Below are 22,509 nucleotides of genomic sequence, written 5' to 3'. Positions count from 1 at the left end.
AAAGGTAATGTGATGTCAAGTAAATTCCAAAACCGCTTAGTCGGCACTGTGATTCTTGTTGCGGTCGGCGTTATCGTACTGCCTGATCTGCTCGATGGAAAAAAACTGCACTACAAAGAAGAGTTTGCTAGCATTCCGATCAAACCGGAATTGGATCGAGATGTTGAAGAATTCGAAGTTTTAGAACCTGTTGAAGATGAGGTAGCACTGCCTGAGTCACCTGTGGTCGCAACGGTAAATGAAACAGAGGCAGTAAAAGCCCCCGTTAAGCGTAAAGAGCCTAGCCATCATGCAGTGCAAAAAGCACCCGATGTGGATAAAGTTTCGACTTCTGTGCGACCGGTGGAAGAAAAGAATCAATATCAAGATTCAGCATGGATTATTCAACTGATGGCGTTGAAGAACCATGATAATGCAGTTGCATTGGTTGAAGACTTGAAAAAGCGTGGCTACCAAGCTCATGTAAAAAAAGAAAATACCTTTACTCGTGTCATTGTTGGTCCTGATGTATCAAAAACAAAACTTGAACAACAGGTCAAAGAATTGCAAAAGATTACAGGTTCAAAAGGTCAATTGCTTAAATTTAAGCCATTAAATCCATAAGAAAACGTTTGCGTCAGCATTTTTTCTGTTAAAATGCGCGCCAACTTAAGATGAAGAAAATATGAATTGGTTAGATTTTGTCATTTTAGGTGTGATCGGATTTTCAGCTCTGATCAGCTTAGTTCGCGGCTTTGCAAAAGAAGCCTTGTCATTGGTGATTTGGTGTGGAGCGTTTTTCATCTCCAGTAATTACTACGCTAAACTGGCGGTGTACTTCTCCAATATCCAAGATGATATGTTTCGCAATGGAGCTGCGATCGCTGCGTTGTTTATTGCAACGCTAGTCGTAGGAGCGGTAGTGAATTACGTCATAGCTCAACTGGTACAAAAAACGGGATTATCGGGTACAGATCGAATTCTCGGCATTGTATTTGGTGGCTTACGTGGTGTGCTGATTGTTTCTGCATTGCTGTTTTTTATGGATGCATTTACGGCATTCCCAAGCTCAGATTGGTGGCAAAACTCACAGCTGGTTCCAGAGTTTAGTCGTATCATTGCCCCGTTCTTTGAGCATTTAAAAGCAACATCAAGTTTTCTGTCTGGTGCTACCTAGTAGTACCAGCTACTGTCGCAAATCGAGGATTAGGACATGTGTGGTATTGTTGGAATCGTGGGCACAACGCCTGTAAACCAGTCAATTTATGACGCGTTAACAGTGTTACAGCATCGTGGCCAAGATGCCGCGGGTATTTGTACCATAGAAAGCAATCGTTTTCGTCTGCGTAAGGCGAACGGTTTAGTGAAGGATGTGTTTGAAGCAAAACACATGCAACGTTTACAAGGAGAGGTTGGGATAGGGCATGTTCGCTACCCTACCGCAGGCAGTTCTAGTGCCTCTGAAGCACAGCCTTTTTATGTTAACTCTCCATTCGGTATTACGCTGGCACATAATGGTAATTTGACTAATGCTAATGATGTTCGCCAGAAATTGTTTGAAAAAGATCGTCGCCACATCAACACGACATCCGATTCTGAAGTGCTGCTTAATGTCCTAGCACATGAAATTGACACCGTAAAAGGCAATGTTGGTGTCGAAGATGTTTTTCGCGCTGTCACGAATGTTCACCGTACGATTCGTGGCGCGTATGCTGTGGTCGCAATGATTATTGGGCACGGCATGATTGCTTTCCGTGACCCTCATGGTATTCGCCCTCTTTGTTTAGGCAAGCGTGAGGAAAACGGTCGAACAGAATATATGGTTGCTTCTGAGTCTGTTGCGTTGGACGCTGTTGGCTTTGATTTTGTGCGAGATGTTGCGCCAGGTGAAGCCGTGTATGCAACGTTTGATGGCCAACTGTTTACTAAACAATGTGCCGATAACCCAAGATTGAACCCTTGTATCTTCGAATTCGTGTATTTTGCTCGCCCCGATTCGTTCATTGATAAGATCTCGGTGTATAGCGCGCGTGTTGAAATGGGCAAGAAGCTGGGACAACGTATTCGTGAAGATTATGCCGATCTCGATATCGACGTTGTTATCCCTATCCCTGAAACATCATGCGATATTGCCTTGCAGATTGCTCAAGCATTAGAGAAGCCTTACCGCCAAGGTTTTGTTAAAAATCGTTATGTTGGCCGAACTTTTATTATGCCGGGTCAGCAGCAACGTAAAAAATCGGTTCGTCGTAAATTAAATGCGATTCGTTCTGAGTTTAAAGATAAAAACGTTTTACTGGTTGATGACTCTATCGTGCGTGGCACAACATCCGAACAAATCATTGAGATGGCACGTGATTCTGGTGCTAGCAAAGTGTTTATGGTGTCAGCAGCACCGGAAGTACGTTTCCCTAATGTGTATGGGATTGATATGCCAAGTGCTTCTGAGCTGATTGCCCATGGACGTGACAATGAGAGTATCTGTAAACACATTGGAGCAGATGCACTTATATATCAACGCCTTGATGATCTAGTGAGTGCTGTTGGCTCAGGCAATCATGATATTAGCCAATTTGATACCTCAGTCTTTAACGGTGAATATGTCACTGGTGACATCGACCAAAAGTACCTAGATTTCTTGGATGGTATGCGTAACGATGACGCAAAAGTTCAACGTGAAATACAACAAGATTTAGCGAACCTTGAGCTTCACAACGAAGGGGTTTAGGTTCGTTTTTTGTGCAAGTTGTTTGCTTTTTGCTTGCTCACCAATTTGAGCGCTAATAAAAAACCAGAGTAGGTGTACTCTGGTTTTTTTATGCTGTCATTACTGGGCTAGCTCAATTTATTTTCAATAACAAAATCAATAAATAAGCGTACTTTTTCTGGTAAATGATCTTTATGATTGTAGAGCATATAGATATCACGAGGGTTGGCACTCCAGTCTGGTAGAATACGCACCAGTTCTCCACGCTCGATGTACTCTTCTATCATCACATCTGGCATTAGGGTAATACCAAGCCCCTCTGAGCAGGCACTACGGACGACATTCAGTGCATTCGCTTGGAATCTCGCTCGTTCGTTATTCACTACGGTTTCGCCTTTGCTATTGAGTAGGGTCCATTTTAATAGAGGATAGCCTTTCAATAACGCATGATCTGAGAGCTCTTCTGCATGGTGAGGAGAAGGGTATATGGCAAGGTAACCAGGGCTGGCGACGAGAATATCTTTTACTTCACCCACTTTTCGAGCAATCAAGCTTGAGTCACGTTGTGGACCGACTCGAAAAATAACATCCCATTCGGTGGGATCCAGTTGGTCTGCATTGCTTTCTGTGGTTAGCTCAATATTGATATCAGGAAACTGATGCATGAATACGTTCAGCATCGGCATCATCATGCGCTTTGTCAGGTTGTTTGGGGCAGAGATTTTAATTCTACCTGAGGCACCTCGGCAATTATCAGTGATTTCTTCGGCAGTGGAGGTTAACTGTTGAAGTAGAGGAGAGCATTCATTAAAAAATCGTTCTCCAGCTTCCGTCAAAGAGAGCTTTCGAGCGTGACGATTGAGTAAACGTAGGCTTACTGAATCTTCAAGGGCTTGAATGCGCCGAGTGATGGTCGCCACAGGGATCATGGTTTTTCTCGAAGTTGAGGTGTAGCTTCCATTTTCAACAACTAGTCGAAACAGGTTTAAATCATCTAGTTTCATATTTCCGGGCACGTCACTTGATCGTTTATGGATAAATTATTATTAATTTTGTGATAAGAATTCACTTTAAGCCAGTTTATGACGATATTTGAACACAGCAAGAGGCTTCGAGCAAATTATTGTGCCTTGCTCAATATTTGTATAAACCTCAATTTAAGGCTAGGGTTTATAACAAGGTTAATAAACCTTCTACCTTGCTATGCACCGCATTGCTGTGATGTTCCTTAGCAAGGTAAACAACAAAAATAATAATGTATAAACAGTTCTGTCTGAGCTTTGTGAGGTACAAAAGTATGTTTAACACTCACGATCAAATGGCAAAGGTCTCGGCGCAAAAAGTGGTTCACGCAAAACGTATCATGCTAGTTGACGATGACCCTGTCTTTCGTAAAGTAACCAGCACTTACTTAGTCGGTCTTGGTTACACGGTTTCTGAAGCCGAAAATGGTCTAGAAGCACTTCAGCTTCTAAGACAATCCTGCCCTGATCTGGTCCTTTGTGACTTGTCCATGCCCGTGCTCAACGGTATCGAGTTTGTTGAGGAAGTGAGCCTCGAATATCCTTCATTGCCATTGATTGTGGTTTCAGGAACCGACGACATGTCGGACGTCGCAAAAGCCCTTCGCTTTGGTATCAAAGATTTTTTACCAAAGCCTATCAGCAATTATAAACATCTATCGCAAGCCATTGAAACAACATTGGCCAGCTCTGACTGTCATTTTCCTGAGCAACGAGATTTTGCTAGCCAATGGTTTCGTGTTGATGACGGTGGGGAGTTGCCCGCAGAGCAAGAGCTTTATTGGCATCTTGAACATTTACGTGAAAACCCAAGTGCAGCACGAGACTTACTGAATGCTTTATTGCCTGATAAAGATACTTCTCAAGGTAATTGGGCGTTTAACTATCGACTACTGCAATCAACGGATATCATGCCGTTGGTGTTTGATTATCGATGGTTGATCAATGGTCAGTTTGTTTTCTATCTAGTGGATTCTTCCTCCTTGGAGCGAGATGGGGTAGCCACCACCTTGTTGGTTAGAGCTTTATTTGATGATTATTTACGTAACTTGAAAAGTTTTAGCGCCGATCTAAAAGACATGGTTGATGTAATTGAAAAAGGCATAAAATGCTCAAAGTATGCCGGACCGGTTAACGCTATGTTTGGTGTCGCTGATCTCGCTTCTGCTGCGGTGTCTATTCTACCTGCAGGCCTTGACAGTAATTGGTCAAGCGAGCATATGCAGCATCATATCTCGGGTTACAAAAAACTCGGTGAGGGGTGTTTGAAGAACTTCATCACTCGGGATTTGTCGATGGATAAAGTCGGTCAGCTTTCTGTTGGGCGCATTGGTGCAGCAAGTTTTAACCTTCGTATTACTCGCAAAATCCAAGTCACTTAACATGCCTACCCAAGTAATCTTAAAGAAGACAGTTCTCAATCGAGCTCTTTGAAATCACTTGTGTATTATCACAGGGTTGATACTTTGTGTATTGGCAAGACTTAAAACAGCGTACACCGCTGTTTTTTCGTTTAGGAACGATAGGCCGCGGCAGTATTGAGCAGAACGACTTTAATTGCCTTACTTTTGTTAGGTGTTTTGTGATAATGATTTAAGGTATAGTGAACGCTTAACGAGATTGAGTAACACTAAGTTAACATTTTTAGTCAGTATTAACGACATCGCACGATTGATTCAGGGAGAACATCATGGCAGACAAAGACTTCAAAGAACCTTATAATATCTTTTATTTCCTCGGCTTCATTGCTGTACTGTTACTTCCTACTTTACCTGCCATCATTACATGGCTTCGCGTGGCCAACGGCTATGCAGGGTTTTAAGTAGTCAATCACTTTCGGAGTTCACCATTCGCATTCATCGTTACTTTTTCAATTTTGCTGGTGGGCTCTTTTTGATTTTGGGCATCCTTGGCATTGCTTTGCCATTATTGCCTACAACACCATTCATCTTATTGTCCAGTGCCTGTTTTATGCGTGGCAGCCCTAAAGTCCACCAGTGGTTACATCAACATAAAACTTTTGGTCCCATCCTTCAAAACTGGGCACAGCATCGTGCCGTCACGAGTAAGGTCAAACAACGTGGTGCAATATTCATCGTATTGAGTTTTGCTGTTTCTATCTATGTTGCGCCACTCATGTGGGTGAAAATTATGCTATTAGGCATGCTAATCGTCGTGTTAATCGGCTTTATGCGTATCCCTGTGATAGAGCTAGTTGATGACAGCAAAGAAAATCACTAAGATTGTAGAGAACAGTATGCCTGCTCCTAGAGTGGGCTTTATATTTTCAGAAGCTGTGCTTTATCTTAAATCATTCACAGTGAAGATAACCTATTGTTTATTGCCCTTTGCTCTCATCTCATCGTGATAGAAAAAGAGCAGTAACCCAATCTGAGTAAATCGGTATTATGACTACAGAAACCATTTCATTGATCCAATCTAGTATTAAAAGCATTCCAGATTACCCAAAACCAGGCATACTATTTCGTGATGTCACCAGCCTTTTAGAAGACTCAAAAGCTTATCAAGCGACGATTAATCTTTTGGTTGAACGTTACAGAGATATGGGCTTTACCAAAGTCGTGGGTACTGAAGCTCGTGGTTTCCTTTTCGGTGCTCCACTTGCGCTTGCTTTAGGCGTTGGCTTTGTCCCAGTTCGTAAGCCGGGTAAGCTTCCTCGTCCAACGATTGCTCAATCTTATGAGTTAGAATATGGTTTAGACACACTTGAAATTCATACCGATGCCATTGTCGAAGGCGATAAGGTCTTGCTTGTTGATGACTTGCTGGCGACAGGCGGAACCATCGAAGCAACCACGAAACTGATTCGTCAGCTTGGCGGTGAAGTTGAGCATGCGGCATTCGTTATCAACCTACCAGAGATTGGCGGTGACAAGCGTCTAGAAGGCCTAGGTTTGAACGTGTACAGCATTTGCGAGTTTGAAGGACACTAATACATTCAATGAGTTATTTAGCTTTGGCGCGAAAGTGGCGCCCTCATACGTTTGATCAAGTGGTTGGCCAAGGCCATGTGCTGACGGCGTTAGAAAACGCATTAGCGCAAAACCGCTTGCATCATGCGTACCTTTTCAGTGGCACCCGAGGTGTGGGTAAAACGACGATCGGTCGCCTGTTTGCTAAAGGTTTGAACTGTGAAACGGGGATTACCGCGACACCATGTGGACAATGTGATACCTGTCGTGAGATCGATGAGGGTCGTTTTGTTGACTTGCTCGAAATCGACGCGGCTTCGCGTACCAAAGTTGAAGACACTCGAGAACTGTTAGACAACGTCCAATATAAACCCGCTCGCGGACGATTTAAGGTGTACCTTATCGATGAGGTACACATGCTCTCTCGTCATTCTTTCAACGCGCTCTTAAAGACTTTGGAAGAGCCACCAGAATACGTTAAGTTTCTTTTAGCAACGACAGATCCACAAAAATTGCCAGTAACGATTTTATCTCGTTGTTTGCAATTTCATCTTAAACCAATCAGTGTTGATGAGATCCATCAGCAATTAGACCGTATTCTCGAGAAAGAGCAGGTCGCTGCAGAAGCTCGGGCAATTGGCATGATCTCTCATGCTGCAGATGGCAGTATGCGGGATGCTTTAAGTCTCACCGATCAAGCCATTGCTTTGGGTAATGGTGCGATTCAAACCGATAGCGTGAGTCACATGCTTGGCACCATCGATACTGATCAAGCGATTCATCTACTGGAAGCGATCAGCAGCAAGTCGCCTCAACAAGCGATGGATAAAATCGAACAACTTGCAGCTAACGGTGTTGATTGGGATGGATTATTACAGCAACTGTCGGCTCAGTTACATCGTGTTGCAATGTGTCAGGCATTGCCATCGACATTAGACCGAACCCGGCCAGATGCAGAAAAAATCGAGCTGTTGAGTAAAAATCTGACGCCACAAGATGTGCAGCTTTACTATCAAATTACATTAAAAGGTCGAGATGATCTGCCATTAGCGCCGAATGGACGTACTGGCATTGAGATGATTGTTTTGCGCATGATGGCGTTTAGACCTGCAGAACATCGCGGCGCTAAGGCTATTTCCACCGTTTCGCAGCCACAAACTGGGTCAACGACGTCGCCACAGGTAAATGCGCAGGTAACGAAACCCTCGCATCCTAGCGCTACAACACAGGTGCCAATTCAAGCGTCTCAACCTGCTTTTCAGTCCAATCGCCCCGCGATGGAACCACAAGTACAAAACCACGAGCCTCAAATGGCGCCTGAGTACTCAGAAAGACAAAACATGGTGCCACCGCATGCACCTCCAGTGATGGAAGAGGGCAACGCTCGGGTTGAGCACAATGCTCTCCCTACACAAGATACCCCCCCAGCACGCAGTAGCGTGAGTGGGTTGCGTCATCAACTGCGTTCCCAGCGTCAAGGACAGCAACAGCCATCAGTGGCTAGTGGTGGGCCAAAAAAGTCTAGAGCGACATCTGCTCAGAAAGAATCGGTTATTGACCGCCTTTCTCAATTGCACAGCAATACTGCACAGGTGTCGCCTAAACTGAATTCTAAAACAGAAAATACCAGCGCAGACGAAGACGAAGACGAAGCGTATCGTTGGCGACCGATGAAGCCAGTGGAACAAAAGCCCAAGGTCGAGCTGACACCGACGCAGATTAAACAAGCACTCTCACATGAGAAAACGCCTGAAATGATCCAAAAGCTTGTTGATGAATCATTAGAAAAAGATTCATGGGCGAAGCTAATCAGCCAAATGCAGATGCCGAAGCTGGTCGAGCAGTTAGCCCTTAACTCTAGCTTCACAAAAGAGGGCTCAAGCGTATCTCTGCATCTCAGAAACCAACAAGCGCACTTAAATACTGACAAGGCGCAAAGCGAGCTACTTCAAGCGTTAAATACGACGCTGGGTGAAACCTGTCATTTGAGTGTGGAAGTTGGCGAAAGTGGAGAGACTCCATTAGAGTTGAGAGATAGGCTATACCAAGAAAAATTACAACAAGCTGTGCTCAGTTTAGAGAACGACCCTCACGTCCAATTTATTGAACGTCGGTTTGCAGCACAGCTTGATAAAGATAGTGTAAGACCTATCTAAAAATCGGACGCAATGGGGTTGAAAAGACTGATTTACAGCCCCATTAACAGAGATAACACCTAGTAAACCAGAGAGATGAACATGTTTGGTAAAGGCGGTATGGGCAACCTAATGAAGCAAGCCCAGCAAATGCAAGATCGCATGCAAAAGCTTCAAGAAGAAATCGCGAATATGGAAGTCACAGGTGAATCTGGTGCTGGTCTAGTAAAAGTGACCATCACAGGTAGCCACAGTGTACGCCGTGTCGACATCGATGAAAGCTTGATGGAAGACGACAAAGAGATGCTTGAAGACTTGATTGCAGCAGCATTCAATGATGCAGCTCGTCGCGTAGAAGAAACGCAAAAAGAGAAAATGGCTTCTGTGACTGGCGGTATGCAATTACCACCAGGCATGAAAATGCCATTCTAATCGGCTGAATTTTAACAAAGCGGATTCTTAATGCGTACCAGCCATATGCTGGAACAATTGATGGAGGCCTTACGTTGTCTACCTGGGGTTGGCCCCAAGTCGGCTCAGCGTATGGCCTTTCATTTGTTACAGCGAGACAGAAAAGGCGGTCTGCAATTGGCAGATGCGCTAAGTCAATCAATGACTGAAATTGGCCATTGTTCCGAGTGTCGAACCTTCACGGAAGAAGACGTTTGCCATATTTGTACCAATCCTAAACGGCAAGAAAACGGCCAAATGTGTGTCGTAGAAAGCCCAGCAGATATCTCAGCGGTAGAAGCCACCGGGCAATACTCTGGTCGATATTTTGTCCTGATGGGGCACTTATCACCGCTAGACGGTATTGGTCCAAGTGATATTGGCCTTGATGTTTTGGATTACCGTCTGCGCAGAGGAGACATCACTGAGGTCATTCTGGCGACCAACCCAACAGTAGAAGGGGAGGCGACGGCACATTACATTGCAGAGCTGTGTAAAGAACATCAAGTGGATGCGAGCCGTATCGCTCATGGTGTCCCCGTAGGGGGCGAGCTTGAGCTCGTAGATGGTACAACGTTGTCACACTCGCTGTTAGGTCGACACAAGATTTAATCATTGAATCGAATGCAAAGCCGCTGGAATTCAGCGGCTTTTTTTATGAGAGTTATGGATGGTTCAAGCTAGGTAAGTAACTCAAGCTCTGTAATATTAGTCAGTGCTTCTTGATTGGTCTGACCGCAAACCACGGGGCAGGGCTTAAACTCATGGCACACTTTGGGACGCTCTGGTTTGCCAAACAGTTTGCACAGATTATCATCGTTGAGTTGAATACAACGTTCACCAGCAGGTTTACCATTGGGCATGCCTGGTATCGGTGAGGAAATGCTTGGGGCGATGCAGCAAGCACCACAGCCTAATCGACACTCCATTTTAAAGCCCTCATAAAAAATAAGACGGCAATTATGAGCATTTTTTGCCAGATTGGAAGTATTGATTGATGGCTCAACGAAATGGGTTGAGCAGCAAAACTTGAAATTATTGCATCATAAGGGTATAAAACGCACCCTATTCACTCCCACTCAGCAGTAAGTAATAAGCGTATGACTTCTCCATTTTGGCAAACTAAATCACTCGAGAACATGACAGAAGAAGAATGGGAATCGCTATGTGATGGTTGCGGTAAATGTTGTTTACATAAACTCATGGATGAAGATACCGATGAAATTTATTACACCAATGTGGCATGCAGCTGGTTAAATAGTAAAACCTGTTCTTGTAAAGATTATCCGAATCGTTTTACTTCAGGTGAAGAGTGCACCAAACTCACTCGTGAAGACATCGAAGATTTTACTTGGTTGCCTCACACGTGTGCGTACCGTTTGTTAGCAGAAAACCAACCTTTACCTGAGTGGCACCCTCTTATCACTGGCTCTAAATCAGCCATGCATGCAGCAGGGGAGAGTGTAAGAAACAAGATCGTATATGAAATCGACGTAGTAAATTGGGAAGATCACATTTTGAATCATCCCAATAGGAGCTAGGTTTTTCAAGCCTTTTCAAATGTTTAGAATTTGTTGCTTAGTCAAAAAATGCCATATTTAATCAGTTTTGTGAAAATCTGTCGCCATTTTGTCGCCACATTTAAGGCGACACTTCTAGGCTAGTTAGAGGATTTTTGGTGACCACATCTTCTAGATGATCAGGGGCTAAGTGGGCATATCGCATAGTTTGCTTGATATCGCTGTGGCCAAGGATTCGTTGCAAGGCGATTATATTTCCACCATTCATCATATAATATGATGCAAATGTGTGGCGTAATACGTGTGCTGCTTGTTGTTTTAATCGTGGTACATGCTTAACTATAAATCGATAGACTGTACTGTAGCCGATATTAAACAATGGGCCTGAACCTTCCTTGTAAATGACATCATATAGTTCTGGGCTTATTGGTACTGAACGATTCTTTTTACCTTTCGTTTGAGTAAACGTAACTTTATATTTTGTTAGCTGTGCACCTGTGAGGCGAGATGCTTCACGAAAACGAGCACCTGTTGCTAAACAAAGTTTGATGATCTTGTGTATGTCGCCGTGGAACTCATGCACTTCAGACTTGAATATCAAGTTTTGCATTTCTTCAATAGTTAAAAATTCCATTTCTGTTTCGTGCAATTTAAATTGCCGAACAGACTGCAGTGGGTTATCACCCTTCCATTCGCCCATTCGTTGCAGCTCGACAATAACAGCATTGAGTAGGTCTTGTTCGTTGTTGCAGGTACGAAAAGTTACCTTTACCTTTCTGCCGTTTAGGTCTGCGACTTCTCCTGCAAGACGTCGAGTTCGATAGTCAGTGAATAGAGCTGGAGTTAGTCTGTGATAGAGTGGATCGCCCATAGCTAATCCCATAACTTTTAGTTTGTTATAGGTATATTTAGAATGAGCCAGTGATTGACCATGACGCTCTTGCCAAATATCAATCATATCCATTAAGCTTTTACGCTCAACTTTCTCACCAAGCCAAGGTTTGGTGTCGACTTCTTGCATAGTAAACTTTTCAAAAGCGAGAGCCTCACCTTTTGTTGCAAAGCGCTTTCGAATGCGTTTTCCTTTTCGGCCCTGCGGGTAACACTCGCAGAGCCATTGCTTTTTGTTATCGTCTTCTACTTTACGAACGCTCATTATTTCTTTGGTAACCTACCGCCACTGTCAATACAAGTTTCAATATCTTGGAATGTCGTATAGTTTTTAGTTCTGTTATACCAAGAGCTGCCTGGTGAATGACAAATACCTGATTTACTCTTTTTTATTGGAAGTTTTGCAGGGACAATCTTTGCTGTTTTCACAGGCTGTTTAATTTGCTCACATTGCTTTATGTAAAGATCGCCGACTTGCTTCATTATTTGCCATTGTTTTTGAATGTCGGATTTATCGCCACCATTTTTGGCTTTAGAGTAGATCGCTTGAACCAGTAAATTGGAACGTATAACAAAATCATTGTGAACTTGTGAAGAGAGGCTGCGTCTAGATGAAGTCATTTCTTGGGGAGTGAGTCTATATTTATTCTCAATTTCAGCTATGGTCGAATTAAATGTAGCTACACGCCATTGTGCTATTTTTTGGTAATCTGAACTCTTATTGAGAGAAATAGCTTTAGATATTAGAGGCTCTGTTTCATCAAGCATTAGTTTAGATAATTCACAATCACCTAAGTTTGCGAGTGGACTTTTAGGAGCTGGTTTACTGTCAGCTAAACTTTTTTTAAAAACTTCCTGTGGAGCTGATTCAATTTCTTTTGAAGCCTTATCTATATTAGTTGAGAGAGTTGGAGATTCGTTGTCATACGGAATGGCGGCAAACAAAACAACAACTAATAACGACCATCCAAATGAGAGGATTCTGGATTTACGAGAGTATCCCTTTCTTAAGGTAAACCAAGAGAATATGAGAGGATAGAAAATTATCCCAATACCTAGCAATTTGCTGACTTTTCTATTTTTCATCATTTATCCTAGCCAATTATATTATTTTTTCTTCATTTCCATCGCAACACGACCAAGCACCTTTATATCCTCTTCAGGCACCTCAATAGTGGATGTGTCAAATGCAATTGCTAGCTTTCTACCTGGTATGCGTTGTAGGTAGTTAATTGATAGAACCCCATCAATATCTAATAAGTACTCTCCCGATGCTGGCTGAGATTCGGCTTTATTGATGTATAGATGACGTCCATTCTGTTCAATAACGATTAAATCTTCTTTTAAAAGGTCGAAATCATCAAGGGTAGATAAACCTATTTCAACAGTACCTATTTTCTTGAGCTCACCATTAACAATTGAAAATTTTTCAATGCCGCTAGTATTCGGTAGTGCTTCATTTTTTGGGAATGCTTCGCCTTGGCCTAGCGCTAAGTAGCGAACTGAGGCTCCTGAGGCCAAATGTTCTCGAACAATCAACTCAAATCCTGTTCGATTGTGTGTATGCCAGGTGAAAAACGTAGATTTAGGTACGCCATAATGGTCAGCTACTAAGTCAAATGTAGAAGATCCCGTTACCTCTTTAAGTTTTTCCGTAAAATCTCTGCCTTTTAAATAATCAAAAGCTGGTACTTTTGCTGGAACCCTGCTCATTTCGATTCTCTCTCATCTAAATAGCACACAATTAGTGTGCATATGATCACATTTGCGATATTGTTTTATCGTTTTTAACATAGTTCCGTAAGTGACTGGTTGACTATATCGATTTTACGATCAAGAATTTGTCATATACGAGTTGAAGCTCTCATCTACTACCAATAAGCATCAACAAAACTCAATCGAATAGGATACCACTTATGGCAAGCATTCAAATAGCGTTAGACGCACCTTTTTGTACAAAAAAAGAGTTTCTTCGTCGCACTGGTTGGTCAGCATCTTCACTCAATCGGGCAATCTCTTGCGGTGATATTCCAATTCTTCCTAAAAAGGGAGAAAAAGGCTCAGTTCTCATTAACTTAGTTAAGGTCTTCGAACGTACAGCGGAACAGCAAGTATGAAATTTTTCAATTTAATTAAAGCTGATTCTGCTCAAGTGGAAGAAATAGATAGCACTTGGGAGGATAAATACCCCGAGCATTGTCCACTTTGGCTAAACGTTATTGGTTGGTCGTTTGTTTTGGCCCCTTTCTTCATTAATTGAGTATTGGTTATGGACGGAAATAACACAATGTACGTCTTACGTGAGCTCAAACAGCAAAGTTATGATGCTGCTTGCTGTGATTTTGTTGTCAATCACGATATTGAGGCAATAGCACGAAAGTTAAAGATGAGCGGAGGAATGTTAAGAAACAAGCTTAACCCAAATCAGCCGCATGTACTTAAACCTATTGAATTGGCATTAATCAGTCGTGTATCCAAGGACTACTCGATCGTAAATACACTTTTTGCCAATGATGGTGTTGTAACCGTCCCACTCCCCAACCAAGAGAACCAATTAAGCACATTAGAGAAAATACTCCAGCTTAATAGCGATTCTGGTGAGCTTTCTCGCGATGCAATTGCAGTGTGTACCGCAGAGCGTTTACCACGCTCTAAGAAACGTAAAACATTAGCTAAAGCCCAAGCGGCTTTAGGCAACCTAGTTTTGCTTATCAATGACCTTGAACAGAGAACCACTGGCCTTCAGCCCCTTATACAGATGGGTACGGATTTTATGGCCAATGGTTCTCCACTACCTGGTTTGATTTAAGGAGTTCTCATGAGTCAGTTAGCTATTAATCAAAAACAGCCTATACCCAACGCCAATGAAAGCATTGCGGCATGCAAAGCGCTTTTTAATGGTGCCGTTACACGTGGCAAGTTGAGAAAGATGTTTAACGAACTACCAGACAAAAGTCGTGGCTTAGTTCTTATTGCAGGTGGGTTACCTGCCAGAGATTACACAAGAGATTTTGAATCATTCGATGATTTGGAACTGCAAAAAATTCGTTGTGGTATGAAGTATTTAAAGCAGATGGTCGTCGCATTCGATAACGAGCTGGGCGATGTTCGTCGCCTCAAACATTACCAATTCAGTGAAACCCATTAAACCTAGCCATTTTGCCCCTGTCACAGGGGGCTTTTTTTCGTCTCAGCGTAGGAGCAAGGAAGATGAATGAATTACAACAAGCTATTGAATTAAATGAAGAGTCTAAACAACTCAGAGCTGAAGCAACACAAGCACTAAGCGCATCACGAGATTTGTTTGATAAGACCGTTCGTTTTAGTGAGCAAGCCAGTATTAACCAACGTCGCTTAGCGTTTGCAGTCAGTTCTCTAATGCCAAAGTCTCTCAGAAACGATTTTAATCTGAATGAGAGCGATATTGAAAACACATCAACAGTTTCACGTGAGAATGTAGAAGTTATCCGTAAGCGTGAAATGTTAGATATTTTGCATGCCGTCAATGTACTGGCTGTAACTAATGCTGATGTTATCCATATTTTTGTTAGCTACTCAGCTCATATTAATTGCTTACAGGTATATGCACGTAAAGAAGATTATGAATATCAACAAGGTGACACGGATCAGCGCCTTTTTGATCGAAATATCTGGCTAAATGATGACGATGCACTGAAGCAGTTGCTTGAAGTTGAAAGCCAACTTACAGAGCTAATCATTGATGCGCGTGAAAAGACTGAAGCACAAGAGGGGGTGGAAGCATGAGCTCTACCAATGGAAAAGTGCTACCTCGTGAGCTCTACCCAACACCGCTAGAAGTCGTCGACGCATTGATATCAAAGTTAACCGTTCGCCCAACCGACAAATTCTTAGAGCCTTGTTATGGGACTGGCGCGATCTTTGAAAAGATAGCTTTGCCGCAAAGCCAAAAGTCATTTGCTGAAATCGAGAAAGGTATTGATTACCTAACAACTGATTTCGGTACCCAAGACGTCATTATCACCAATCCACCGTTTTCACTAACGGAAGAATTTATTCGCAAAAGCCTAAGTGAGTTAGCACCAGACGGGACAATGGCATACCTGCAGCGTGTTAACTATTTAGGCTCTAAAAAGCGTTTACCTTTCTGGTTTGAAATCGGCTTTCCGCCAAAGTGTCCAATCATCGTTCCTCGCCCTCGCTTTGTGGGCGGTGGTTCAGATTCGTGTGAATACGCTTGGTTTATCTGGGATAACGGCAACCGTTTCGATATTCCTCAAGGGCTAAGCCATATCGTTTCAGTTGGTCATGAGGTGGCTGCATGAAGTTGAATAAACAAGAAGTAAAAGCGGTTGAGGATATGCAGTCTATCCTTGATGCAATAAAGCACCCCGAAAGCAAAGGTTGTGTGTGCTTGTCTAGTGGTGACATTACAAATATTGAGCGTGTTTTAGGTATCGATCTCTGGAAAGCAACATTAGGCAATTGTGATATTCAGAAAGTTGTTCGTGGTAAAGAACACCTGCTGATGAAGATTTGCTTCAAAGCAGGTGGTCAATATCCTGCTGAAAGGCACTGTTTCTTTCCATTTCAGGTTAGAGCAAAAGCCACTAAATGAAAACCTTAAGCGAGCCAACCGAAATCAAGCAATACGATTTTCCATGGCAAGTCCCTCTGAATCCAATCGATGAGAGGGACGCTTGTATTGAGAGGACTTGCCGTACTAGGGCCATAAAAGAGCCTGACGACTTAAGTGTCCTAGAACGAAAGTTATTTGATACTAACCCAGAAGACTTTGAGTGGCTGAGAGGGAGAATTAAAGACCTACCTGACTATCTAACCAAGTACTTTGTCACTCGTTATATTTCAATTTTTGAAAAGAAAGGCTCAAAAGAAGCAAACACCTTTTTACGCGTAAAAGTGCAACCAGCGACAGAGCGTGTCCAAAAGGTGATGCAGAAATACAGCAACTTACCAACTACACAAAAAATTGCTCTATTGTCTAAAGAATTTGGAGATGATGAAGACCCATTTCATCCCGTGTTCTTTAAAGAATATGGCAATCCAGAAGATCTCCCCACAAAGCAAATCTCGTTTGATTTTGAACAAGCTGAGAAAAACCGCAAGCCAGTGAAAAGCCGTATTTTGGCGGAGTTGGAGCTGGACGAAATCAAAGATATGGCATTCAAGATTGGCAAAATCATGAATGCGCGTTTTCAAGTTATTTCTTCTAAGTTGGCAAGTATTACTGAAGTCGAATTGGAAAAGGACCAGTCGTTTTGCCCTGTTATTGAGGGCTACCATCAGTTGGCCGCTTTCACTTACCAGCTCGGCATTAAACCACCGTGTAAATACAAAATACAGAATGAGCTCTCTGCACTGCAAGATATCTCCCGCATGATTAGTGAGAAGTGGTGGCTTGGTCGTTTGGTAAATGCACGCAAAATTATGCGTGAGCACCTAGCTATTGCAATGGGGCAAGTCTCTTCAAAAGCCTCTGCTTATGCGTCTTGGGATTGTGTTCGTGAGCACCAAGAGCAGCAAAAAAGCAATTGGGAATACATCAAGCAACGTGAAATCTTTGATGAAGAAAGTGGAGAGAAAGCTGATCTTGAAGAGATGTTTTTGAAAAGCGTTTCTAACCCTGCTATTCGTCGTCATGAATTGATGGTGCGTTGCCGTGGCTGTGAAGACATTGGCAATGATCTTGGTTTGCAAGGTCTGTTTTTAACGTTGACCGCTCCATCTAAGTATCACAACTCGTACAAGAGAGGCGGTTTTATTGATCACTGGAATAGTGCTAGTCCCCGTGATGCTCAGTCTTACCTTAACAATGTTTGGCAGCGAATCCGTGCCAAGTTAGGTCGAAAAGAAATTCGCTGGTTTGGTGTTCGTGTTGCTGAGCCACATCATGACGGCACACCACATTGGCATTTACTGATCTGGGTTAAACCTGAAGATGTGATGGAAGTGCGTGACATCTTCATTTCTTACGCCACTAAAGAAGACCGTGGCGAACTGCACCCAGAGTTTGAGAAAGAGAAGGAAAGGCCATTCCGTAAAGGTACTTATATTGGGCCACTAAACTATCGTCCTCGGTGTGATATTGGTTTTATTGACCCAGAGAAAGGCACCGCAACGGGCTACATCGCCAAGTACATTTCAAAGAACATTGATGGTTATGCAATGGACGATGAGATCTCGGACGAAACAGGCAAGCCAGTCAAAGATATGGCCAAGAATGTGAGTGCCTGGAAAAGCCGTTGGAACATCCGCCAGTTCCAGTTCTTCGGTGGCGCGCCAGTCACGACTTACAGAGAACTACGCCGATTTGCTAATCAGAACAAAAAAGCGTTTATGGAATATCTTTTCATGCAAAAGCGTGTCGACCTACTCACTATTTACTCAATGCTACAGCGTGATCTTGTTGGGCCTATAAAACCTAGCAAGTTAATCACCAATGAAGAATTAATGAGAGTGATTGGTGAGAGCTACCAATCACGCATGAAAACCGAAGATACAAGCATTACAGATACTTTAAAAGCCGCTGACCATGGTAACTGGCAAGGCTACATCATGGGGCAGGGCGGTCCATTCGTTAAGCGCGAGGATTTGCTGATCGTGAATTCCTATGAAGTGCTGCCGTTTGCCTCGCCTCATGGTGAAGACGTTCGCAAAATTCAGGGCTTCACTACACCACAAGAAACCATCAAAACACGCACCAAAGTTTGGACGATTCAAAAGAAATCAGAGGTTAACGATGAAGCTGAAGCATGCGCTCTTGGGAGCGAAGCGACCGCTTTTGGAGCCTCTGGCTCCTCTCGGAGTTCTGTCAATAACTGTACGGACCCCAAAGAGGTACAGGTCAGCGATCAGCTAACTCGATTATTAGACCCGGTTAAGGGGTGGGTGAACAAACCACCAAATATTGATGAAACGGCAATGGCCGCACTGCTAAAAGGCAGTTCAATTCGCATCGATGATGCAATCAGTATTCAAATCCGTTCGGCGGAGGTGGATGAGTACGGCAATAAACGCCCAGCTCAGTTGGTAGAAGTGAAACGTCAACGTTCGGACGACACCAATTGGATGGATTTTGAAGGTTGGGACAACCTATTTACCCAACCAGAAAAGCAAGAATATCAACAACCGGACCTGTCGATTTTCCCTGATGGGGACGACTGGCCGTTAGTTTAAAAACAGAGTTTATATTTTTTGGTTAGGTGAATAAATTAGTGCCTAACTCAGCATAAATTCATAATTAATTTGAATAAATCAAACCACTGTAATAATATACAGTAAAGTCACAGGTTAGGGAGGCTAAATGTCTGAATTACATGATAATGCAGAGACGTTTGTTTTATGTGCTTTGGCTGATGATACAAGTAGCAACCAAGATAAAAATTATGAGATTGGTATGTTCATAAATGCACTAATTCTTGCACACAAAGAAGGGCAGATTAATGCTGCCCAGTGTGCTAAGTGTAAGACTGAAAAAGGATTACCTTAAAACAAAGAAAGTTGCTGCTTTAAGTTTTCACGTAGGTTAGGTTTTAGAACCTTGATTAAGCAATTTGCTAAATGCTCAGTGTCCTTTGAGGATGGACTCAGTGTGTAATTAAAATATAACGACATAACAAATTGATGCCCACATTCCGAGTTTTTACACTCGCAGTATAAATCCGCACAATCATTGGATAGGCGGTTGGTTTTGTTAATCACCGCCCGTTCTCCACATCCACAGTAAACTCTTGTACCTATCATTTTAGCGCCCATACCAATATGGATTTTAGACGGCTTTAATGAGTGACGAAAACCAATTGAGCTCACGAACGTATGACCACACTCTGGATCGGTACAAGAGCAAGAAAAATCTGCGCAATTGACATCTTTAGTGATGCTTTTACTTACAATCGCGCGTTCACCACATTTGCAATAAACTCGCATATTTTGACCTAACGTAACTGACTGACCACAACGATATTACGTTAGTAACTGTGTTTTTGTACAGTTTTATGGTGGTGTTTCTTTTTGAGTTGAGAAATTTAAATACAGTTTTTTGGGAACTTCAGGGTCGCTGTTAACCTCATCCATGATGAGTTCACAAACAGGAATGATTTCGTCCTTATCGTATTCACTACCAATCTTAATAGGGTCCCCTAAACTTGTTGTGCCTTGAGGAATGATCCCTGCTTTACCAACAGGGAAGCGATGCCCTACAAGGATATCTTGAGCCGTAATATTCTTAATCCTTTCAAATTCATCTTTTGTGGCTATGTCGCCCACAGGAATTAATTGAATTCCTTTTTCTTGGCCATTTGGAATGTTCACAAACATGCTGCGAAAGTTACCCACGCCTTTTGAGCTTGCAATCTTCTCTTTTAACATTTGTTCATCTTGTTCACTGAGGTTTGGATCGGTGGCATAAAAGATAAAACCCATATGAGCGCCGTTTTTGTAATAGCGGCGACGAAAGAGAGTGGCATCTTTATTTAATAAGCTACTTTGTATACTTCCTAAGTAATCTGCCAAGCCATAGACTTGTTGTTGTGGGTCATACTGAGGCAAAAAAATCACATCCTCTTTGCGGTACTCCCGTTGCTGGCTATCACGTTCTAATACCACGAAATTTCCATTTTTGCGTTTGCGTAAATACATGCCAGGTAAAGGATGTAAACGCACAACGCGCTTGAAACCATCGCGGATTTTTAAGAAAGCGGCATCACCAAAAGTGAAATAATCGCGGCAAAAGGCTTGGATATGTCGACGGCGGGTTGCTCCTCCTTGTAGAAATCGCCCTGCCACATAATTGGACCGAGCAATTAACAGTGAACCATGATAGGAGTTGGCTCTAGCTATATCAGCCAAACCATTACGTGAAATAGGTGGCTCCCAATAATCGTCTGTATCGTTGTAAAACAAGTCTGAGTAAGAAGTCATCCAGCTATTAGAATCGATAGCTTCCACGGATGCATCGATGTGATAGACAGAATCAGGTATTTGTTTTTTATCTTGTATTATTAGAGTGTGATTTTGCTCGGTCATGCTGCAGTTGCCCAAGTTGATTTAGTTGGTGTGGAATGGTCCAAAGGCTCATTGATAATGGCGTGAGAAATTGCCCAAAATGCATCAGCGTGCCCTGTTGTTTGGCTGCGTTCTGCTTTGAACGTCATAGCATTACCGCTTGCTGTCGGGACTCGTTTTATAGCCATAAAAGCCATTGCAATGTCTTTGTGTTCGGCATCAAACTGAAGCCGTTTGGCTTCTACAATGTCGATCATCTTCATTACCAAGCGGTTTTTGTTTTCGTTGCTGTAATGGATAGCATTAGCCTCACGTGGATACTTCTTAGAAATTAAGTCCCAAACACCACCGCCAATTCCAGTGGTGTCCACGCCAATGTAGGTAACTTTGTAACGCTGAAATACTTTTTCGATCTCTGAAACGTGGTATTGAAAGTTGAGTCCTTTCCAATAGTGTTTTTCTAATACACGGAATCGCTCACCTTCGATAATAGGTGGAGCGACAACCACCAAACAGGCGTTGTCCCGAGTTCGGCTTGGGTCATAACCTAACCAAACCTCTCTTTGTTCGAAAGGATGCTTGTTGTTTGGGTTGAAGTCTTGCCAGTGGGTGGCATCGACCATCGATTTTTCAAGGTCAGAGAACCGGAAGACAGACAATGAACCATCAACAAATACGCACATGAATAGGTTATTAAAATCGTCTTGGCTGTATTCTTCGCGTAGTTCCTCAATGTCGAAAAGATCACAGCCACCATTCGCGGCGTCTTCAATGGTGACCACATAACGCCACTGCTTATCTTCACAAAGGCGTCCCCCATCGCGATACTCCTCAAAGGTTGGAAACTCAATGTTAGCGCGAGAGTCTTTGCCTTTTCGCCATTGGTCCCCCGTCCAAAATGGGTAAGCCTGGTGCATTTTTGATGAGGGTGTTGAAAAGTACGTTTTGCGCCATTTTTTATGTGTGGCCATTGCTGAAGCGAGTTTGTTTAGTTCATCAAACTTAGGGATCCAGAAATACTCATCGATATAAACATGGCCATGGTAACTTTGTGCAGTTTTGCTGTTGGTCGAGAGAAAGCGCAACTCGGCGCCATTAGGTAAAATGATAGGGTTGCCTGTTAACTCAACACCTAAGAACTCTTTACCAATAGCAATAATGTAGCTTCGAAAAACCTCTGCTTGAGCGCGCGATGCTGAAAGAAAAATTTGATTATCTCCCGTTAGAATGGCGTCTTCTAACGCTTCTCCACTGAAATAGTAAGTTGCGCCAATTTGACGCGATTTTAGAATATTGCGAGTGCGTTGTTTAATGTTGTTACGCATGACATGTTGATATTCGAATAGAGATTCATGCCAACCTTTAAAATCCTCTTCAGATATGTGCTCAATATTATTTTTCTTACTTTTCTTTTTACGATTGCTATTACCACCTCGATTTTGCTTTGTAGGGCTTGAGCTTTTTTCTTTCGAGCTGACTTGAGAAAGCTGACGTTCAGCTTTGGCTTTAGCGTCTGCATTCGCTTTGAGTAGCTTAACGTGATGGTCGATAAGTTTGTCCATCTCTTTAAGCTGCTGATCGGTTTTCTCGTCTTTATCGATTAACACAGCCAATCGACGGTTAATCATTTCCTCAACCGAAAGCTCATTCAACAATAAAGCCCAGCCGAATTTCTCCGCCCAGGTATAAATAATGCGGTCACTATTTAGGTTAATTTGTGCCGCTATGTCTTTTGGAGGTACTCCGCGCAAATAAAGCTTTTTCGCGGCCTCTTTGATTTCTTCTGAATATGCCATAGCTGCATGATACGCCCTCAAATAATTCAAATGACTAACGAAAATTCGGATGAATTCGGATTTAGCTTAAATC

The 22,509-nt window shown here is 42.8% G+C and carries 27 protein-coding genes and 2 pseudogenes; 21 read left to right on the top strand and 8 right to left on the bottom strand.

Going from position 1 to position 22,509, the window contains the following annotated elements; all coding sequences use genetic code 11:
• Positions 1-12 precede the first annotated feature (12 nt).
• From BS333_RS22595 to purF, 4 genes and pseudogenes are all read left to right on the top strand, one after another.
• Positions 13-232, top strand: a pseudogene (locus BS333_RS22595) (cell division protein DedD); the annotation flags it as partial.
• A gap of 80 nt (positions 233-312) precedes the next feature.
• A pseudogene (locus BS333_RS22590) lies at positions 313-603 on the top strand (SPOR domain-containing protein); the annotation flags it as partial.
• Between the two features lie 61 nt (positions 604-664).
• Positions 665-1,156, top strand: coding sequence for a CvpA family protein (locus BS333_RS09730; RefSeq protein ID WP_021708830.1), 492 nt, complete (start codon positions 665-667; stop codon positions 1,154-1,156).
• 36 nt (positions 1,157-1,192) lie between these two features.
• Entirely contained in the window at positions 1,193-2,707 is a 1,515-nt protein-coding gene (gene purF / locus BS333_RS09725; protein WP_021708829.1) for an amidophosphoribosyltransferase, read from the top strand.
• A 107-nt stretch (positions 2,708-2,814) separates the two neighbouring features.
• On the opposite strand, the gene BS333_RS09720 is transcribed toward purF, so the two are convergent.
• Positions 2,815-3,690, bottom strand: a complete 876-nt coding sequence (locus BS333_RS09720) for a LysR family transcriptional regulator (RefSeq protein WP_033003455.1) — start codon at positions 3,688-3,690, stop codon at positions 2,815-2,817.
• Between the two features lie 293 nt (positions 3,691-3,983).
• Here BS333_RS09720 and BS333_RS09715 point away from each other — a divergent pair, with 293 nt between their 5' ends.
• The 7 genes from BS333_RS09715 to recR all read left to right on the top strand — a co-directional run bounded on the left by BS333_RS09715 (position 3,984) and on the right by recR (position 9,838).
• Positions 3,984-5,090, top strand: a complete 1,107-nt coding sequence (locus BS333_RS09715; protein WP_021708827.1) for a response regulator — start codon at positions 3,984-3,986, stop codon at positions 5,088-5,090.
• A gap of 308 nt (positions 5,091-5,398) precedes the next feature.
• Complete coding sequence (locus BS333_RS22495; RefSeq protein ID WP_021708826.1) at positions 5,399-5,530, top strand: hypothetical protein; 132 nt, start codon at positions 5,399-5,401, stop codon at positions 5,528-5,530.
• Positions 5,494-5,949, top strand: a complete 456-nt coding sequence (locus BS333_RS09705) for a YbaN family protein (RefSeq protein WP_081638496.1) — start codon at positions 5,494-5,496, stop codon at positions 5,947-5,949. The genes BS333_RS22495 and BS333_RS09705 overlap by 37 nt, the downstream gene beginning before the upstream one ends.
• 167 nt (positions 5,950-6,116) lie before the next feature.
• Complete coding sequence (gene apt / locus BS333_RS09700) at positions 6,117-6,662, top strand: adenine phosphoribosyltransferase (protein WP_021708824.1); 546 nt, start codon at positions 6,117-6,119, stop codon at positions 6,660-6,662.
• A gap of 8 nt (positions 6,663-6,670) precedes the next feature.
• Complete coding sequence (gene dnaX / locus BS333_RS09695; RefSeq protein WP_021708823.1) at positions 6,671-8,797, top strand: DNA polymerase III subunit gamma/tau; 2,127 nt, start codon at positions 6,671-6,673, stop codon at positions 8,795-8,797.
• An 81-nt stretch (positions 8,798-8,878) separates the two neighbouring features.
• Positions 8,879-9,208, top strand: a complete 330-nt coding sequence (locus BS333_RS09690; protein ID WP_005380618.1) for a YbaB/EbfC family nucleoid-associated protein — start codon at positions 8,879-8,881, stop codon at positions 9,206-9,208.
• 30 nt (positions 9,209-9,238) lie between these two features.
• Positions 9,239-9,838, top strand: a complete 600-nt coding sequence (recR, locus tag BS333_RS09685) for a recombination mediator RecR (protein WP_021708822.1) — start codon at positions 9,239-9,241, stop codon at positions 9,836-9,838.
• Between the two features lie 68 nt (positions 9,839-9,906).
• On the opposite strand, the gene BS333_RS09680 is transcribed toward recR, so the two are convergent.
• Positions 9,907-10,155: a YkgJ family cysteine cluster protein gene (locus tag BS333_RS09680; RefSeq protein WP_021708821.1), complete on the bottom strand. Its 249-nt coding sequence runs from the start codon at positions 10,153-10,155 to the stop codon at positions 9,907-9,909.
• A 171-nt stretch (positions 10,156-10,326) separates the two neighbouring features.
• Between BS333_RS09680 and BS333_RS09675 the strand changes: the two genes are divergently transcribed.
• Positions 10,327-10,767: a YcgN family cysteine cluster protein gene (locus tag BS333_RS09675; protein WP_021708820.1), complete on the top strand. Its 441-nt coding sequence runs from the start codon at positions 10,327-10,329 to the stop codon at positions 10,765-10,767.
• A gap of 100 nt (positions 10,768-10,867) precedes the next feature.
• Here the strand turns inward: BS333_RS09675 and BS333_RS09670 are convergent, their stop codons facing one another.
• From BS333_RS09670 to BS333_RS09660, 3 genes are read right to left on the bottom strand one after another with little or no spacing between them, the layout of a single operon-like run.
• Positions 10,868-11,902 (bottom strand): phage integrase, encoded by a 1,035-nt coding sequence (locus BS333_RS09670; protein WP_021708819.1) that lies wholly within the window; start codon positions 11,900-11,902, stop codon positions 10,868-10,870.
• Positions 11,902-12,723 (bottom strand): hypothetical protein, encoded by an 822-nt coding sequence (locus BS333_RS22240; RefSeq protein ID WP_021708818.1) that lies wholly within the window; start codon positions 12,721-12,723, stop codon positions 11,902-11,904. The genes BS333_RS09670 and BS333_RS22240 overlap by 1 nt, the downstream gene beginning before the upstream one ends.
• 21 nt (positions 12,724-12,744) lie before the next feature.
• Entirely contained in the window at positions 12,745-13,350 is a 606-nt protein-coding gene (locus tag BS333_RS09660) for a phage repressor protein CI (RefSeq protein ID WP_021708817.1), read from the bottom strand.
• A 203-nt stretch (positions 13,351-13,553) separates the two neighbouring features.
• On the opposite strand from BS333_RS09660, the gene BS333_RS09655 reads away from it, so the two are divergent.
• The 9 genes from BS333_RS09655 (at position 13,554) to BS333_RS09620 (ending at position 19,126) form a co-directional block, all read left to right on the top strand.
• A complete protein-coding gene (locus BS333_RS09655; protein WP_021708816.1) occupies positions 13,554-13,754 on the top strand; it encodes a hypothetical protein in 201 nt (66 codons plus the stop codon).
• Positions 13,751-13,897, top strand: coding sequence for a hypothetical protein (locus BS333_RS22175; protein WP_167330399.1), 147 nt, complete (start codon positions 13,751-13,753; stop codon positions 13,895-13,897). The genes BS333_RS09655 and BS333_RS22175 overlap by 4 nt, the downstream gene beginning before the upstream one ends.
• Positions 13,898-13,906: 9 nt before the next feature.
• Entirely contained in the window at positions 13,907-14,446 is a 540-nt protein-coding gene (locus BS333_RS09650) for a phage regulatory CII family protein (RefSeq protein WP_021708815.1), read from the top strand.
• Positions 14,447-14,455: 9 nt separating this feature from the next.
• Positions 14,456-14,785, top strand: coding sequence for a hypothetical protein (locus BS333_RS09645; protein ID WP_021708814.1), 330 nt, complete (start codon positions 14,456-14,458; stop codon positions 14,783-14,785).
• Positions 14,786-14,847: 62 nt separating this feature from the next.
• A complete protein-coding gene (locus BS333_RS09640; RefSeq protein ID WP_021708813.1) occupies positions 14,848-15,402 on the top strand; it encodes a hypothetical protein in 555 nt (184 codons plus the stop codon).
• Positions 15,399-15,941 (top strand): class I SAM-dependent methyltransferase, encoded by a 543-nt coding sequence (locus tag BS333_RS09635; protein ID WP_021708812.1) that lies wholly within the window; start codon positions 15,399-15,401, stop codon positions 15,939-15,941. Before BS333_RS09640 ends, BS333_RS09635 begins: the two co-directional genes overlap by 4 nt.
• On the top strand, positions 15,938-16,234 hold the full coding sequence (locus BS333_RS09630) for a hypothetical protein (protein ID WP_021708811.1): 297 nt from the start codon (positions 15,938-15,940) through the stop codon (positions 16,232-16,234). The genes BS333_RS09635 and BS333_RS09630 overlap by 4 nt, the downstream gene beginning before the upstream one ends.
• Positions 16,231-18,813 carry a replication endonuclease gene (locus tag BS333_RS09625; protein WP_021708810.1) on the top strand — a complete coding sequence of 861 codons (2,583 nt, stop codon included), beginning with the start codon at positions 16,231-16,233 and terminating at the stop codon, positions 18,811-18,813. The genes BS333_RS09630 and BS333_RS09625 overlap by 4 nt, the downstream gene beginning before the upstream one ends.
• 127 nt (positions 18,814-18,940) lie before the next feature.
• Positions 18,941-19,126 (top strand): hypothetical protein, encoded by a 186-nt coding sequence (locus BS333_RS09620; RefSeq protein WP_021708809.1) that lies wholly within the window; start codon positions 18,941-18,943, stop codon positions 19,124-19,126.
• Here BS333_RS09620 and BS333_RS22585 read toward each other — a convergent pair.
• The 3 genes from BS333_RS22585 to BS333_RS09605 form a co-directional block, all read right to left on the bottom strand.
• A complete protein-coding gene (locus BS333_RS22585; RefSeq protein WP_021708808.1) occupies positions 19,123-19,563 on the bottom strand; it encodes an ogr/Delta-like zinc finger family protein in 441 nt (146 codons plus the stop codon). The two genes, BS333_RS09620 and BS333_RS22585, sit on opposite strands and share 4 nt — an antisense overlap.
• A gap of 66 nt (positions 19,564-19,629) precedes the next feature.
• The gene (locus BS333_RS09610) at positions 19,630-20,661 is read right to left on the bottom strand and encodes a phage portal protein (RefSeq protein WP_021708807.1); all 1,032 of its coding nucleotides are present in this window, start codon (positions 20,659-20,661) and stop codon (positions 19,630-19,632) included.
• Positions 20,658-22,436 (bottom strand): terminase large subunit domain-containing protein, encoded by a 1,779-nt coding sequence (locus BS333_RS09605; protein ID WP_021708806.1) that lies wholly within the window; start codon positions 22,434-22,436, stop codon positions 20,658-20,660. Before BS333_RS09605 ends, BS333_RS09610 begins: the two co-directional genes overlap by 4 nt.
• Positions 22,437-22,509 lie beyond the last annotated feature (73 nt).

This window comes from Vibrio azureus, from assembly GCF_002849855.1.
Classification (GTDB): Bacteria; Pseudomonadota; Gammaproteobacteria; order Enterobacterales; family Vibrionaceae; genus Vibrio; species Vibrio azureus.
This window is presented reverse-complemented; position numbering and strand designations above follow the sequence as displayed.

Excerpts from the sequence above, each read along its gene's own strand:
- BS333_RS09730 (WP_021708830.1), top strand. The coding sequence starts at position 665 with ATGAATTGGTTAGATTTTGTCATTTTAGGTGTGATCGGATTTTCAGCT.
- purF (WP_021708829.1), top strand. The coding sequence starts at position 1,193 with ATGTGTGGTATTGTTGGAATCGTGGGCACAACGCCTGTAAACCAGTCA.
- BS333_RS09720 (WP_033003455.1), bottom strand. The coding sequence starts at position 3,690 with ATGAAACTAGATGATTTAAACCTGTTTCGACTAGTTGTTGAAAATGGA.
- BS333_RS09715 (WP_021708827.1), top strand. The coding sequence starts at position 3,984 with ATGTTTAACACTCACGATCAAATGGCAAAGGTCTCGGCGCAAAAAGTG.
- BS333_RS22495 (WP_021708826.1), top strand. The coding sequence starts at position 5,399 with ATGGCAGACAAAGACTTCAAAGAACCTTATAATATCTTTTATTTCCTC.
- BS333_RS09705 (WP_081638496.1), top strand. The coding sequence starts at position 5,494 with ATGGCTTCGCGTGGCCAACGGCTATGCAGGGTTTTAAGTAGTCAATCA.
- apt (WP_021708824.1), top strand. The coding sequence starts at position 6,117 with ATGACTACAGAAACCATTTCATTGATCCAATCTAGTATTAAAAGCATT.
- dnaX (WP_021708823.1), top strand. The coding sequence starts at position 6,671 with ATGAGTTATTTAGCTTTGGCGCGAAAGTGGCGCCCTCATACGTTTGAT.
- BS333_RS09690 (WP_005380618.1), top strand. The coding sequence starts at position 8,879 with ATGTTTGGTAAAGGCGGTATGGGCAACCTAATGAAGCAAGCCCAGCAA.
- recR (WP_021708822.1), top strand. The coding sequence starts at position 9,239 with ATGCGTACCAGCCATATGCTGGAACAATTGATGGAGGCCTTACGTTGT.
- BS333_RS09680 (WP_021708821.1), bottom strand. The coding sequence starts at position 10,155 with ATGGAGTGTCGATTAGGCTGTGGTGCTTGCTGCATCGCCCCAAGCATT.
- BS333_RS09675 (WP_021708820.1), top strand. The coding sequence starts at position 10,327 with ATGACTTCTCCATTTTGGCAAACTAAATCACTCGAGAACATGACAGAA.
- BS333_RS09670 (WP_021708819.1), bottom strand. The coding sequence starts at position 11,902 with ATGAGCGTTCGTAAAGTAGAAGACGATAACAAAAAGCAATGGCTCTGC.
- BS333_RS22240 (WP_021708818.1), bottom strand. The coding sequence starts at position 12,723 with ATGAAAAATAGAAAAGTCAGCAAATTGCTAGGTATTGGGATAATTTTC.
- BS333_RS09660 (WP_021708817.1), bottom strand. The coding sequence starts at position 13,350 with ATGAGCAGGGTTCCAGCAAAAGTACCAGCTTTTGATTATTTAAAAGGC.
- BS333_RS09655 (WP_021708816.1), top strand. The coding sequence starts at position 13,554 with ATGGCAAGCATTCAAATAGCGTTAGACGCACCTTTTTGTACAAAAAAA.
- BS333_RS22175 (WP_167330399.1), top strand. The coding sequence starts at position 13,751 with ATGAAATTTTTCAATTTAATTAAAGCTGATTCTGCTCAAGTGGAAGAA.
- BS333_RS09650 (WP_021708815.1), top strand. The coding sequence starts at position 13,907 with ATGGACGGAAATAACACAATGTACGTCTTACGTGAGCTCAAACAGCAA.
- BS333_RS09645 (WP_021708814.1), top strand. The coding sequence starts at position 14,456 with ATGAGTCAGTTAGCTATTAATCAAAAACAGCCTATACCCAACGCCAAT.
- BS333_RS09640 (WP_021708813.1), top strand. The coding sequence starts at position 14,848 with ATGAATGAATTACAACAAGCTATTGAATTAAATGAAGAGTCTAAACAA.
- BS333_RS09635 (WP_021708812.1), top strand. The coding sequence starts at position 15,399 with ATGAGCTCTACCAATGGAAAAGTGCTACCTCGTGAGCTCTACCCAACA.
- BS333_RS09630 (WP_021708811.1), top strand. The coding sequence starts at position 15,938 with ATGAAGTTGAATAAACAAGAAGTAAAAGCGGTTGAGGATATGCAGTCT.
- BS333_RS09625 (WP_021708810.1), top strand. The coding sequence starts at position 16,231 with ATGAAAACCTTAAGCGAGCCAACCGAAATCAAGCAATACGATTTTCCA.
- BS333_RS09620 (WP_021708809.1), top strand. The coding sequence starts at position 18,941 with ATGTCTGAATTACATGATAATGCAGAGACGTTTGTTTTATGTGCTTTG.
- BS333_RS22585 (WP_021708808.1), bottom strand. The coding sequence starts at position 19,563 with ATGCGAGTTTATTGCAAATGTGGTGAACGCGCGATTGTAAGTAAAAGC.
- BS333_RS09610 (WP_021708807.1), bottom strand. The coding sequence starts at position 20,661 with ATGACCGAGCAAAATCACACTCTAATAATACAAGATAAAAAACAAATA.
- BS333_RS09605 (WP_021708806.1), bottom strand. The coding sequence starts at position 22,436 with ATGGCATATTCAGAAGAAATCAAAGAGGCCGCGAAAAAGCTTTATTTG.